12 protein-coding genes are annotated in these 12,619 nt (G+C 65.1%); 4 read left to right on the plus strand and 8 right to left on the minus strand.

Annotation, left to right across the window (positions count from 1 at the left end):
- Positions 1 to 192: 192 nt before the first annotated feature.
- Positions 193 to 792, minus strand: coding sequence for a hypothetical protein (locus tag JQ624_RS31130; RefSeq protein WP_249130203.1), 600 nt, complete (start codon positions 790 to 792; stop codon positions 193 to 195).
- A gap of 518 nt (positions 793 to 1,310) precedes the next feature.
- On the minus strand, positions 1,311 to 2,576 hold the full coding sequence (locus tag JQ624_RS31135) for a threonine ammonia-lyase (RefSeq protein WP_212422730.1): 1,266 nt from the start codon (positions 2,574 to 2,576) through the stop codon (positions 1,311 to 1,313).
- A gap of 160 nt (positions 2,577 to 2,736) precedes the next feature.
- On the opposite strand from JQ624_RS31135, the gene JQ624_RS31140 reads away from it, so the two are divergent.
- Both JQ624_RS31140 and JQ624_RS31145 read left to right on the plus strand, forming a co-directional pair.
- A complete protein-coding gene (locus JQ624_RS31140; protein ID WP_212422731.1) occupies positions 2,737 to 3,414 on the plus strand; it encodes a response regulator transcription factor in 678 nt (225 codons plus the stop codon).
- The gene (locus JQ624_RS31145; RefSeq protein WP_212422732.1) at positions 3,411 to 5,372 is read left to right on the plus strand and encodes an ATP-binding protein; all 1,962 of its coding nucleotides are present in this window, start codon (positions 3,411 to 3,413) and stop codon (positions 5,370 to 5,372) included. Before JQ624_RS31140 ends, JQ624_RS31145 begins: the two co-directional genes overlap by 4 nt.
- 242 nt (positions 5,373 to 5,614) lie before the next feature.
- Here JQ624_RS31145 and JQ624_RS31150 read toward each other — a convergent pair whose 3' ends face one another.
- A complete protein-coding gene (locus JQ624_RS31150) occupies positions 5,615 to 5,899 on the minus strand; it encodes a hypothetical protein (protein ID WP_212422733.1) in 285 nt (94 codons plus the stop codon).
- Between the two features lie 243 nt (positions 5,900 to 6,142).
- Here JQ624_RS31150 and JQ624_RS31155 point away from each other — a divergent pair, with 243 nt between their 5' ends.
- Positions 6,143 to 6,379, plus strand: coding sequence for a cysteine rich repeat-containing protein (locus JQ624_RS31155; RefSeq protein WP_212422734.1), 237 nt, complete (start codon positions 6,143 to 6,145; stop codon positions 6,377 to 6,379).
- A gap of 46 nt (positions 6,380 to 6,425) precedes the next feature.
- Here JQ624_RS31155 and JQ624_RS31160 read toward each other — a convergent pair whose 3' ends face one another.
- The 3 genes from JQ624_RS31160 to JQ624_RS31170 all read right to left on the minus strand — a co-directional run bounded on the left by JQ624_RS31160 (position 6,426) and on the right by JQ624_RS31170 (position 8,234).
- Positions 6,426 to 7,043 (minus strand): hypothetical protein, encoded by a 618-nt coding sequence (locus JQ624_RS31160; RefSeq protein WP_312014523.1) that lies wholly within the window; start codon positions 7,041 to 7,043, stop codon positions 6,426 to 6,428.
- A gap of 147 nt (positions 7,044 to 7,190) precedes the next feature.
- Positions 7,191 to 7,859, minus strand: a complete 669-nt coding sequence (locus tag JQ624_RS31165; RefSeq protein ID WP_212422736.1) for a hypothetical protein — start codon at positions 7,857 to 7,859, stop codon at positions 7,191 to 7,193.
- A gap of 129 nt (positions 7,860 to 7,988) precedes the next feature.
- Positions 7,989 to 8,234: a hypothetical protein gene (locus JQ624_RS31170; RefSeq protein ID WP_212422737.1), complete on the minus strand. Its 246-nt coding sequence runs from the start codon at positions 8,232 to 8,234 to the stop codon at positions 7,989 to 7,991.
- 150 nt (positions 8,235 to 8,384) lie between these two features.
- On the opposite strand from JQ624_RS31170, the gene JQ624_RS31175 reads away from it, so the two are divergent.
- The gene (locus JQ624_RS31175; RefSeq protein WP_212422738.1) at positions 8,385 to 9,038 is read left to right on the plus strand and encodes a hypothetical protein; all 654 of its coding nucleotides are present in this window, start codon (positions 8,385 to 8,387) and stop codon (positions 9,036 to 9,038) included.
- Here JQ624_RS31175 and JQ624_RS31180 read toward each other — a convergent pair.
- Positions 9,035 to 11,374 carry a mechanosensitive ion channel domain-containing protein gene (locus tag JQ624_RS31180; protein ID WP_212422739.1) on the minus strand — a complete coding sequence of 780 codons (2,340 nt, stop codon included), beginning with the start codon at positions 11,372 to 11,374 and terminating at the stop codon, positions 9,035 to 9,037. The two genes, JQ624_RS31175 and JQ624_RS31180, sit on opposite strands and share 4 nt — an antisense overlap.
- Before the next feature lie 232 nt (positions 11,375 to 11,606).
- A complete protein-coding gene (locus JQ624_RS31185) occupies positions 11,607 to 12,590 on the minus strand; it encodes a nitronate monooxygenase family protein (RefSeq protein ID WP_212422740.1) in 984 nt (327 codons plus the stop codon).
- Between the last annotated feature and the right edge of the window lie 29 nt (positions 12,591 to 12,619).

Raw genomic sequence — 12,619 nt, forward strand, 5'->3', positions numbered from 1 at the left:
AGACCGTCGTGTCGACGCGGATCGTCCCTGGTTGCGTGCAGTTTTTGGGGGTGGAAAAACGTATTCACACAGCCTGGACCCATCTCGGACATCGAGCCTGGTCGCAGATGCGGCCGGATGGAAGCCAAGGGTGATATGAAGCATCAGGCTCCAGAATCCGTCGTCCGCGATGGCCACCAACTCCGTCCCCGATCAATCGCGCAACAGCACGGCCTTCCGAAGGGTCCGGCTCGAGCCTAAAACGGAGACGAGCCCCAGCGCCATCAGCAGCACGCCAAGCCAGGTTGCCGTCCAGCCCCGCCCGTCGTCGGCCGCCTCGGCGATGGGAAAGACGACCGGCGCGGCCAGAGGCACGGAGGCGGCGACCGCGTCTCTAGCGGCCGGTGCGGCCGTCAGAAGCGTCTCCACGTCGACCTGGCGCGGCGTGCGGTGGTCGGGTGTGAGCTGATCGGTCGCGAGGTTATCGATGGGTGCCGGCGGTGCGAAGGCCGCGGGCCCCGTCGCCAGGACGGAAGCGGCATCAACCACCTTGAGCTCGGGCGCGGTCCGCATCGGCTGAGACGTTTCCGGTGCGGAGCGCAGCAGCTCCGCCCGCGCATCCACGACCGCCTTCCGCTTGCGCCGCGCGGCCTCGTTCTCCTCGGAAGCGGCGACACGCGCCTGCGCGGCGCGATGACGAACCTGCTTCTTCACCGCGATCCCCTCAGCGGCCTGGAACCAGCATTTGCGGTGGCCCTCCAAACGGTAGACCCAGTGCTGGCCGGCCGTCGTCGACTTGCCGGGCCGCGGCAAGCACTCCTCTTCCGCTGCCGCGGAAGCGGGCGCAGTGGCTTGCCGGGGAGCGACATTGAACAAATCGGTAAAAGGATTCGAAGATGCAGGCGATGTCGAGAGACTTGCGAGAAGCACAAAAGCGGCGAAGCAAAATCGCAAATGACCGGACATGGAAACCCCGGTGTTGCGCCCCCCGCAGCACGACCTTTGGCCGCGACTTGGGTCACAATGCGGCTCAAATCTGGCAACGCGGTGGATTCATTCTGGCCCGGAAACGAGACCCGGACCCGAATACTGCACGACAAAGGAATCCAATACTGCGCTCCGGTCATCATCGAGCCAGTGCCGGACAAACTCTCCCGACGTCGCATATCGGAAGGTGTGTTGAGTATGCCGATAGATGGCCCGACCAAAAGCGCAGCTCAGCAGCAGGCCTTCACCGGTCACTCTGAATGCACGGGTTTGCGCCCAGCACGTCGCCTTGACGCCGGTTTCCTTTGCGCGAACCAGTATCTGCTGCGCTCGAAAACGCTACGTTACCGCCGCCCCGGCAGCCACGCTGTATACCCGGCTTCACCGAGCCGCTTCATCACATCTTCCAGATGGACGCGGTCCCGCGTTTCGATCACGACTTCCAGCAGCGTGCCCTTGGCCGGCAGGTCGGAGAACGTGCGCTGGTGCGAGACCTCGATGATGTTGGCGCCGGCTTCGGCGAGTAGCGCCGAGACCGCGGCCAACTGGCCGGGCCTGTCGACGATGTCGATGGCGATCTGCGTCAGCCGCCCCTCGCGCGCGAGTTCGCGGGTCAGCACCGAGGCGATCAGCCGCGTATCGATGTTGCCGCCGGTCAGGACGAGGCCGACGTTGCGCCCGGCAAAACGCTCCGGCGCGGCCAGCACCGCGGCAAGGCCCGCGGCGCCGGCGCCCTCGACCACGGTCTTTTCGATCGCGATCAGCATCGCCACCGCACGCTCGATCTGGTCCTCCGTGACGAGAATGATGTCGTCGACGAGACGGCGGATGATTTCGGTGGTGATGCGGCCCGGCGCCTTGACGGCGATGCCTTCGGCGAGCGTGTCGCCGCGCATCGGCAGGCTCTCGCCCTTGATGGCGTTGTACATCGAGGGATAGAGCTGCGCCTGGACGCCGATGATCTGCAACTCCGGCTTCAGCGATTTGGCCGCGACCGCCATGCCGGAAATCAGCCCGCCGCCGCCGATCGGCACCACCAGCGTATCGAGCTGCGGCACCGCTGCAAGCATTTCGAGCGCGATGGTGCCCTGCCCCGCGATGACATACGGATCGTCGTAAGGGTGGATCATCGTGAGGTTCTCTGCCTTGCCATGCGCGCGCGCGAACTCGGCGGCCTCCTCCAGCGTCTTGCCGGAAATGACGATCTCCGCACCGTGACGCCTGGTGTTCTCGATCTTCACCATCGGCGTGCCGATCGGCATCACGATGGTGGCGGGAATGCCGAGCCTATGCGCGTGATAGGCCACGCCCTGCGCGTGGTTGCCGGCCGACATCGCGATCACGCCGCGCCGCCGCTCGTCGGGCGACAGCGCCAGCAGCCGATTGAGCGCGCCGCGCTCCTTGAAGGTCGAGGTGAACTGCAGGTTCTCGAATTTGAGCCAGAGATGGCAGCCGCAGATCTCGCTCAGCGTCTGGCTCTGGTCGCATTCGGTGACGATGACCGAGCTGGAAATGGCAGCGGCCGCGACTCTGACATCATCGGGTGTGACGGCAAGGCCTGCTTCGGAAGCGTGTTGGTCCGGCGGGGCGTTTTTGGGGGCTTTCGGCATATGGCGGGCCTCATTGGGAGGCAATCGTATAAGCCTTTTCCGCCGGACGCGCCTCCTCCGAATCTCGTAAAATCCCGCCCCATGAACATGGGTGTCGCAAAAAGCCGCCGCGGCGTTACACTTGGCTAGGGTCGCAGGGACAGGCGGCCGGAGTTTTCAGATGAATTCATTGAGCGATGGGCCGAAGGCGGAGGCCATCACGGTCGTGCTGGTCGAGGACGACGCGCCGACGCTTTGGCGGCTGCAGGACGCGCTGGCCAAGGCCGGATATCAGGTCAGGGCCGCAGGGACACTCACGGAAGCCCGCGCCTGTCTGGCGCAAGGTGCGCCAAAGGTGCTGCTGACCGACCTTCAACTGCCTGATGGCCATGGCGTGGATCTGATCCGGGAAACGCGGCAGCGCTTTCCCGACACCGAGATCATGGTGATTTCGATCCTTGGCGATGAGGAAAGCGTGATCTCGGCGATCACCGTCGGCGCAACGGGCTATCTGCTCAAGGACGCGTTCCCGACCGATATCGCCGCCACCGTGCGCGATCTCGTCGCCGGGCATTCGCCGATCTCGGCCTCGATCGCGCGCTTCATCGTGCGGCGAACCCAGAGCTCGCCCGAGCCCCCGCCCGGCCCCGCGCTCAACACCGCCAAACTGACGCCGCGCGAAATCGACATCCTCTGGGGCATCGCCAAGGGATTCAGCTACGCCGAGATCGCCAGCCATCTCGGCCTGTCGCGTCAGACCGTGCCCGGGCATATCAAGAACATCTATCGCAAGCTCGAGGTTCACACCCGGGGCGAAGCGGTGTTCGAGGCGGTCCAGCAAGGCTTGATAAAGTTGTGAACGACCACGACGAGGACGCGACGGCGGAACAACTGCCCGCCCGCGAACGGCGGCGGCTGCAGACGTCCCGCCTGGTCCAATACCTGTTGCTGCAGGCGCTGATCGTGGCCGCATGCATCTTCGCGCTGCGGCAGTCGCTTCCCGGACCTCCCGCCCAGTATCAGGTCACGGCGTTCCAGCTCACCGAAGCCGGGGTCGAGCGCGCGGTGACGCTGCCGTATTTCTCTCCGTTGCGGAATGCGATGAACGATCCGCCCCGCTTCACGGGACACTTCGTTCGCGCGGCCGGCGAGGCCGCGCGGGCCTGGTCGGTGTTTGTGCCGCGGTTCACCAACGGCGTCGAGGTCACCGTCAACGGCGTCGTGATCCTCGACAGCCGGCGCGATCCCGTCGCCAACCGTCCCGACCGCAACACACCGCAAATCGCGGTGATCCCCGCGTCGGTGCTGCACGACGGCGCCAACGAGGTTTCGGTCAGATTGTTCATCTGGGGCCCGATCTCCGGATTCCTGGACCGCATCTGGGTCGGCCCGGACGAGCTGTTGCGTCCGAGCTATAATCTGAGAACGCTGATCTTCGTTACCTTGCCGGTGGTGTTCTCGTCCTGGCAGGCGATTCTCGCGGTCATCCTGGGAATCATGTGGGTGATGCGGCGCCATGAGCCGGCCTATGGCGTTCTGGCCGCGGCAATGGCGGTGGGTGTCGGGCAGGCGTTCCTGCAAACGCCGATGGGCGAGACGCCGTTTTCCCGGCTCAACGTGATCCTGATTTCTTCGGCTCCGATTGAAAGCGGACTGGTGCTGACATTTGCGCTGCTGTTCTCGGGCTGGAAATGGCATCGCTACGGCTGGATCATTTTCATTCCCGGCGCGCTGCTGGCGCTGGCCGGCCTGTTCGGAAACCAGACGATGGTGCGCGCGCTGTTCCTGTATCTCGCCGTGCCGATGGTTGGCGTCTCCCTTCTCATCATGGCCGTCGTCACCGCCCGCTCGATGCTGAAGCGGCGGAATGTCGCCAGCCTGCTGCTCGGCTGCGCGGTCACGATCATGCTGACCTGCTGGATCGTCGACCTGCTCTCGGTATTTCAGATGATGCCCAATCGCATCTTCACCGCGCGGCTGTCCTATTCGGCGATGCTGGTCGCGATCGGCGCGGGGCTGACCTGGCGGTTCGCCCGCGCGCTGAACCAGGTCGACGGCTTTGCCGGCCGCCTCGTCACCCAGGTGCGCGAGGCGGAAGAGAAGCTGAAGGCCAGCTTCGCCCGCGAGGAGGAGCGCGCCCGCGCCGCCGCGCTGGCGCGCGAGCGCACGCGGCTGATGCGCGACCTGCATGACGGGCTCGGCGGCCAGCTCGTCAGCATCGTGGCCTTGAGCGAACGCGGCAATGGCAGCGCGGGAATCGGCGATGCCGCGCGCGCGGCGCTGAAAGATCTGCGCCTCGTCATCGACTCCATGGACGACATCGGCGGCGATCTGATGCTGGCGCTGGGGTCATGGCGCGAACGCGCGATGGCACAGCTGCGTCCGCATGACATCGCGCTCGACTGGCGCGCGGTCACCCCGCAAGGCCTGCCGGTACATCCCGAACTGCGGCCATGGCATGTGATCCAGATCGTGCGGCTGCTCGATGAAGCCGTGACCAACGCGGTCAAGCATGCCTATGCGCGGCGCATCACGGTGAGGATCGAGACGCTCGCAGGCGCCGATGGCCTCGACCGCGGCTGCATCACCGTCGAGGACGACGGCCAGGGTTTTGAGATCACGTCGGATGGTGCGGCGGCAGGCGCGATAAAGGCGGCGCGCGGCTTGCGCAACATGCGAAGCCGCGCGGCGCGCTGCGGCGCGGAGCTGGAACTGAGCTCCTGCACCCAAGGGACTGATCAAGGGGACCATCAAGGCACGCGCGTGAGACTGACATTGCCCCACCGCTTCCCCGACAGCGACGGCGCTGCCGGTTAGAGTGGAATGGGTTGGAGCCGGATCGATTCGCGGTCAGTGCGAAGCATTAACGATCTCGTGTCCCGGACGCAGTTCAGATACCCCTCGGCGATACACGAGAGGGTCCAGACACAAATTGCGAAAACAACCCCATGCAAAGTAGAATGAGCCCCGGCTCGCAGCACTCACGTCGCTTGCGTCCGGGGCACGGGATGGTCCGCCGTCTTGGCCCAACCTGATCCTGCTCTAGCCTACGTTTTGGCTCAGCGGCGGCCGACGCGATTGACCGGACCGCCGCGGTTCATCGGCGTGCCGGGACGGACGCCGACGCCGGGAGCACCGACGCCGACAGCGCCGACGCCGACGACCGGTGTAGCGACCACCGCGACCGGCGTCGGCCGCGCCACGCAACCCTTCGGCACGCCGACCGTCTTGCAGTAAACCACCGCAGCCTGGGCCGAACTCACACCGCCCAGCGCGAACGAAGCCACGGCCGAGAACGCCGCAAGCGTCAGACCAGCGCTCAGCCAACCTGTCTTCTTCAACATCTGTCATCTCTCCCGAATTGGGCGTGCAGCTCTTTGCGATGTGCCGATCGGTCACCGCAGCCGACGCGAGATGTACATGGTCCATCGGAGGGCGCGGCAACATCCCATGAAAATGGTGTGGGCGTGCGCGCAGGCGTTTGCAGGGCCGATTTCCGACGCCATGAACATGGCATGGACCACGGGCGCAACCTCGACGAGCTTCCGCGCGCTTTCAACCCTCACATTCCCGTCGAAAGGTGATCCATGAAAAAATCAATCCACGTCCCGGCCGCCGCGCTGATCCTGTCGCTCGCCGCCGGCTCGCTGGCTCAGGCGCAATCCGGACCGAGCCCCCAGGAGCAGATGGCCTGCCGTTCGGATGCCGGAAAATTCTGCGCCGAACATATCGGCAAGCCGCCGCAGATGAATGCCTGCCTGAAGGCGAACAAGGAGAAGCTGTCGGACGGCTGCCGCAAGGTGGTGGAATCGCGCGGCGGGTAGAAACCTGCCGCAAGGATCGTCAAGAGGATCGTCCCGGGAAGGCCCGTCAATCCTGATCGAACAGCCTGATGCGGCGCGTCTCGATCCTCACCGGCTCGGCAGCGAAGAACTGCCGCGGCTCGGTCACTTCCCGGACTCGCTCTTCGACCGCCTCGAGTTCCTGCTCACGGGGCTGCTTCAAGCGGCGCTTGTCTGCCCATTGCTGTCGCCGTTCGGCGCGCCGCTTTTCGGCCTCTGCGCGTTTGATGTCGGCATCGCGAGACCTGGCGAAGGCGTCCCGAGGCGCGGCGGTCTTTTCGTCGGCCTGGTCGGCGGGCTTCGAAGGTTGCTGCGGTGACTGTACGGGTTGCGCGGCCGCCACATTGTTGGTGGCCTTCTCTTCAGCAGAAGGAGCATTGGCGGAGAGCCCGGCCGCCTGTGTTTGCGACGGGGGCTGTTGCGTTTGCGGCTGTTGCTGCGTTTGCGTCTGCGGCTGTTGCTGTGCCTGCGCGGCAGCGGGTTTCGTCGCAGTCACATGCGGCACCGGCTCCGCTGGTGCCGTCGAGACGGATATCGGCTCCGCCGACATTCTGCGTTCCAGCTTGGAGACCGCCTGCGTAGGCGGGCTGGCAATATTCGCAGCCAGATAGCCTCCGCCGAGACCAGCGGCGACCGCCACGATCACGGTTCCCACGCCTGCAAAATAAGCCGTCGATGTCCGCATGGTTCGGCTCCCTCATCCACGCGGGCAACGCGTTGAATGGGCCGATGTTCCGGCACGGTATTGTGAGGAAATTGGAACCGGTAGCACTGCAATCGCAGCGCTCGCCGCTCAGATCATCGCGGCGACTTTTTCCAGACCGATGATGCGGGCGAGCGAACGGACTTCGCTCTTCTGGTCTTCACGCAGCTGGAACAAGAGCGGCATCGCCGCCGATTTCAACTGCTGGACTTCTGCGGATTCGGGATCGATCGGCACGCCCGAAGCATTCGGGTTGGCCTGCCGGCCCGCATGAATCTTGCGGGCGACGGCGCGCAGCGCGCTTTCCACGGGCGGCCAGTAGGATTCCTGAGAGGAGGACAGTTTCAGACGGTCCTTGATTCCGGCGATCTGGACGTCGCTCAGCAGCGCGTAGTTTTTCTGCGGCTGGGGTTTTGCGACAGCCTTGGGCTTCGGCGGCACAGCCTGTGCCGCGGCAGGCGCGACCTCCTTCGGCAGCCCGATATCGACAGGGGCGGTCGACGCATAGGCCTGGCGCAACGGCTCGCTCAACGCCGCGGTGGTCTGCGGCGATTCGTAGGCCGCCAGCGCGTAGCTCACGACGGCCAGCCGGTCCTTCTTGTTTTCCCTGTTCGAAACCGGCGCCTGGGCGGCAACAGCAGACGCGGCAGCCAGCTGGGGCGGCGCCGCAGGTACGCTGTCGCGGCCGAGAATGGCAGTAGCGGCGGCGCCGACCACGAGAAAGCCGATCAGCGCAACGATGGTCATCGTTTTGGTCAAAAAGGTCTCCATTCCCGCCGACGTTTGGCCCTTTTGCCGAAAACTGGACGACAATTGAGGCGTTACGATGCCGATCGGAGCCGTAACGCGATCAAAAAACTGGGGAAATCGTCCCGAAACAGCCCGGAATCAAGCCGCCGCGGCCAATTCGTAGGCCTCCTGGATATCGGCAACGATATCGGACGCCTCCCACAGGGCGTCGGGGGCGACCGCCTGCAGTGTGACGGTCCAGTTGGCCTTGCGGTTGCGGGGCATGCTGACGACGTCGAATTCGATACCGCGGCACAGCGGATGCCGATCGAGCGCAAACATCACCCGCCGCCGGATCTCCTCGAGGGTCGCTGAGGTTTTGCCAAAATACCGGTCCAGATCCATTCCGCGCCCCCTCGGTTTGCCGCCGGGCCGGCCGTGGCGGCCGACCATCCTCTGGGGCTATTGTTGGGGCTGATATGGTTAACGGCGCGTTAAGCCTCGTAATGGCACGGGCCGGGACCTAAAGCGAACGGCGGAGCGGAACAGCCCGGCATGGCTGAAACGACACCTCAGACGACAACGGCCGCGACCGGGCCGTCGGTCCGCGCCGCGCTGGCGGCGGCCGTCGCGATTTCAGCCTTCACGCTGTCGGTCGCGACCTTCGAACTGGCGATGGCGGACTGGCCGTCCGGCTTCGTCCTGCTCGTGGTGGTGCCGCTGATGGCGCTCGTGTTCTTCGGCTGCGTCGTGTGGTCGGCGACGCTGCTGCTCCGAATCCGAAAAAGCGGACTGAGGTTCGCCCTCCCCTTTCTGATCTGCGCGTTGACGCTTGCCGCGCTGGTCTACGCGCCGCTGCAGCAAATCGCCCTGCAGCAGAATTTCGACTGGCACCGCAAGACTCGCGAGCGGATCGTGGCGCGGGTCGAGGCCGGCGAACTCAAACCCAATGTCAGCCACAACGAAAACCTGATCGCGCTCGGCGACCGCGAACCCAACGTTTCCGCAGGCGGCAACGACATCGTCGTCGATCAGGCCGATGAAGGCGTCTATGTGCTGTTTTTGACCTCACGCGGCCTAAAACACTATTTCACCGGCTTCCTGCGCGTGCCGCCGGGCGGCGATCCCGAAAAGTTCTTCGAGTTCGGGGACAAGCCGCCGAGCCAGTTCGTCCGCTACGACAAGGACTGGTATTTCGTGGCGAATTAGCCGGCCGCCCGCCTCGGCGCTGCATTCGCGGCCGCCTCGGCAGGCGCGGGCGCCGGCAGTTGCATGAGAATGGTTTGACTCGTGGGCGCGATTTCCACGCCGCACTCCTGGAATCGCCGCTTCATGCGGCGGTTGAATTCGCGCTGCACCGGCCAGCGGCCGGCATCGGTGCAGCGAATCTGGCCGACGATCGAGGCCATCGAGCCGTCCACCTTGTCGACGCCCCACAGTTCGAGATCGCCGCGGATCAAATTCTGGAACTCCACCTCGCGGCGCATCTCGGCGACGATGTCCCTGAGGATCTGGCCGGCGCGGTCGGTGTCTTCCTTGTAGGAGACGTTGACGCTGACGGCAGCATTGCCGGCGCCGCGGCTTGAATTGGTGATCGTCGTCACCGCGCTGAACGGCACGATATGCACCGAGCCGTCGCCGGAGCGCAGACGAAGGGTGCGGATCGAGACGTTTTCCACCACGCCCGACAGGCCCGACAGCGTGACGTTGTCGCCGACCTGGACGGTGTTTTCGAGCAGCAGAAACAACCCGGTGATGAGGTCCTGCACCAGCTTCTGCGAGCCGAAGCCGATGGCGATACCGACGATGCCGGCGCCGGCCAGCAATGGCGCAACGTTGACGCCGATTTCGCTCAGCGCGGTGAGGCCAACGACGGTGACGATCACGCACAGCAGCGCGGTTCGAAGCATCGGCTGAAAGGTGCGTAAGCGCGCCGCGCGCGCGTAATGGCCCTCACGCGACAGCGCATTGATCTTGCGATCCAGTAGCGCGTTGCTGACTTCCCAGATCGCCGCCGCCGCCAGCGCGGCAATGCCGACCGTCACCACCGCCGATAGCAACCGGCTGCCGATCTGGCCGCCATAGAACCAGACGATGGCATCGACGCCCCAGACCTCCAGCAGCGCAACGAGGCCGATGAAGGCGATCACCGCCGAGACAATGTTGCGCAACAGCGGCAGGTAGCGGTTGGCGCGGGTCTCCAGGCCCGGGAAGCGGCGCAAGAGATCCGGGCTGATGCGAAAGCCCCGATCGATCAGGCTCAACACCAGCATGGTCGCGAGCCGCATGATCAGCACGACCGCGATGGTGCCGACGAAATATTGCAGCAGCAGCGAGTAGCCGTTGCGGATGTTCAGCGCCCACACCGCCCACAGAGCGAGGTCGAGGGCGGTCGCCAGATAATGCCAGAGGCCGGCGACGCGGTTGCGTATCCGGGCCGCCGCTCCGTCGCGGCCGACCGGCGCGCGAATGGCCTCGGCGACCTGTCGGCGGCACTGCAGGATGACGACGACGACAAAGAGATGCACGACCAGCATCACCAGGCGCAGCAACGCGGCGTAGCCGGCGCGATGCAGGCCCAGCAGCAGCGCCACATTGGCGAAGGCTATCCCGGCGACGGCGACGGTCAAGATGCGGCGCGCCCATATTTCGATATAGGCGGCGGTTTCGGCGCGAACGCGAAACAGGCCGAATGGCCCGGCCAGCGCCCGCACCACGCAGATCAGCGCGCGCGACAGCGCATAGGCATTGACGACCGCGAGGATCACGAGCCGGGTGGTTGAGAGATCGCCGATCCCGGTGCCCAGCAACATCGTGGCGATCCCGATGAAGACGAGCACCGGGACCAATTCAAGCGCGAGACGTCCCAGCACGAAGGGCAGCCGGACCAGCGACTGCCAGGTGCGCGCCAGGCTGAGGCGCCGCCGATGCAGCGCGGGTGCCGCGGCAACGTCTGCCGCTGACGATGGTGGATCGGCCACGTCCAGCGCCTGCACCGGGGCTCGCGCGGTTTGCGGAAGCCGCGCTTCCAGAAGCGTCACCGGCCGTTTGATGAGGCGGAACACCAGCCACTCGGCGGCAAGAGCGCAGATGAACACCAGCGCCAGCTTCCAGGCGATATCGAGCAGCTGATGATAGGCGGAGGGATCGTTGGCGGTCCGCACGAACCAGTAATAGAACGCCCGAAAATGCGTCAGCGTCCGCACGACATCCGCGACCTCGCGCGAGATCTCGCCGACCTGCTCGGACACAGTCAGCAGGAGCTGTGCGCCAAGGCTGTCCGCCGTCAGCGGTATCGCGGATTTCGGCTCGGGCGCCGCCTGCGGTTGCGGCGAGGAATTGGCGATCGCGCGCAGCGTCTCGATCATCTGAGTGCGCTTGTTGTCGTCGGAAAGGGTCTCGAGCGCCCGCTTCGCCTGATCGGGCGAAAGCACGTCAGCCTTATCGGCGGCAGGGGCAGCCGGCGCAGCGCCGGGCTGCGCGAAAGCCGGAACAATAAACAAGACGCAGGCGAAGAGAATCGACGGCAGGAGTTTGAGCGACACGAAGACCTCTTTGGAAAAAATGCGCCCGACGGCGAAACCGGGATAGGCCTCGCCCTCGCGCGTGCGTCATGTCGGATCGCCTGTTTTCGCCGTCATCCTGTGTCGGAAGTTTGCCATAGCGACGGTTTTCTCTTGGCATTTCGCCCGGCATTTCCGCATCACAAAAATGCCGCAGCGCTTGATCGCCGGGAACTTTGCAATCGCCGCCAAATGCAGGGACGAGCGCAGCGCCCTAGTCAAGTCTGACGCGCGCGGCGGCCTCGCGAAATTCCGCTGATGTGCGCGCCACAAGCTCATCGACCGAAAGCAATTCCGTCACGCCCGAGACGGAATGGCCTGCACTCCAGATATCCTTCCAGCGTTTTGGACGGCCCTCGCGCGCACCGATGTCGATGTCCTTGCCGATATCGATCGCGCCACGCTCCGGCAGATTTTCCGGATCGAGGCCGGCCGCCTCGATCGAGGGGCGCAGCATGTTGGTCTGCAGGCCCGTAAACGCTGACGTCAGCAGGACATCGTCGGCCGTGCTGGCAACTAACAACTCCTTGTATCTGATATCCGCCATGCTCTCGCGCGTGGCGATGAATTTTGTGCCCATATAGGCGAGATCGCAGCCGAGCGCCTGCGCGGCACGAAGTGCGTGGCCGTCGGTGATACCGCCCGCCAGCACGATCGGCCCGTCGAAGAAGGCCCGCACCGCACGTACGAACACAAAGGGATTGAGCCAGCCGGTCTGGCCGCCCGCGCCGGCCGTCAGCAGCACAAGTCCGTCCGCGCCCGCGGCAACGGCACGCTCGGCGTGGCGGATCGAGGCGACGTCGGCAAACACCAGCGCGCCGGCGGCGTGCAGCGGCCCGATCACCGGCGCCGGCGATCCGACCGAGGTGATCACCATTTCGGGCCGGTGCCGCAGCAGCACCGCCAGATCCTGCTCCAGCCGCGCATTGGAGCGATGCACGATCAGGTTGGCGCACACCGGCGCTGACGGTTTGCCGTTTGCATCCGCATGCGCCTTCAGCCTGATATCGATATCCGTCAGCCATTGCTCGAGCTGTTCGGGACTGCGGCAATTTACCGTTGGGAAAGAGCCGATCACGCCGTTGCGGCACGCGGCAACCACAAGCTCGACACCCGAGACGAGAAACATCGGAGCGGCAATCAGCGGCAGGCTGAGGCGGTCGCGAAAGCGCGAGAGAGGGTCGGTTGGTTGCGTCATCCTGGCTTGAGCCGCTTCCTCTTTGTGCT

The sequence above is a fragment of the Bradyrhizobium sp. AUGA SZCCT0283 genome (genome assembly GCF_018130385.1).
GTDB lineage: Bacteria > Pseudomonadota > Alphaproteobacteria > Rhizobiales > Xanthobacteraceae > Bradyrhizobium.

Excerpts from the sequence above, each read along its gene's own strand:
- JQ624_RS31135 (WP_212422730.1), bottom strand. The coding sequence starts at position 2,576 with ATGCCGAAAGCCCCCAAAAACGCCCCGCCGGACCAACACGCTTCCGAA.
- JQ624_RS31140 (WP_212422731.1), top strand. The coding sequence starts at position 2,737 with ATGAATTCATTGAGCGATGGGCCGAAGGCGGAGGCCATCACGGTCGTG.
- JQ624_RS31150 (WP_212422733.1), bottom strand. The coding sequence starts at position 5,899 with ATGTTGAAGAAGACAGGTTGGCTGAGCGCTGGTCTGACGCTTGCGGCG.
- JQ624_RS31155 (WP_212422734.1), top strand. The coding sequence starts at position 6,143 with ATGAAAAAATCAATCCACGTCCCGGCCGCCGCGCTGATCCTGTCGCTC.
- JQ624_RS31170 (WP_212422737.1), bottom strand. The coding sequence starts at position 8,234 with ATGGATCTGGACCGGTATTTTGGCAAAACCTCAGCGACCCTCGAGGAG.
- JQ624_RS31175 (WP_212422738.1), top strand. The coding sequence starts at position 8,385 with ATGGCTGAAACGACACCTCAGACGACAACGGCCGCGACCGGGCCGTCG.
- JQ624_RS31185 (WP_212422740.1), bottom strand. The coding sequence starts at position 12,590 with ATGACGCAACCAACCGACCCTCTCTCGCGCTTTCGCGACCGCCTCAGC.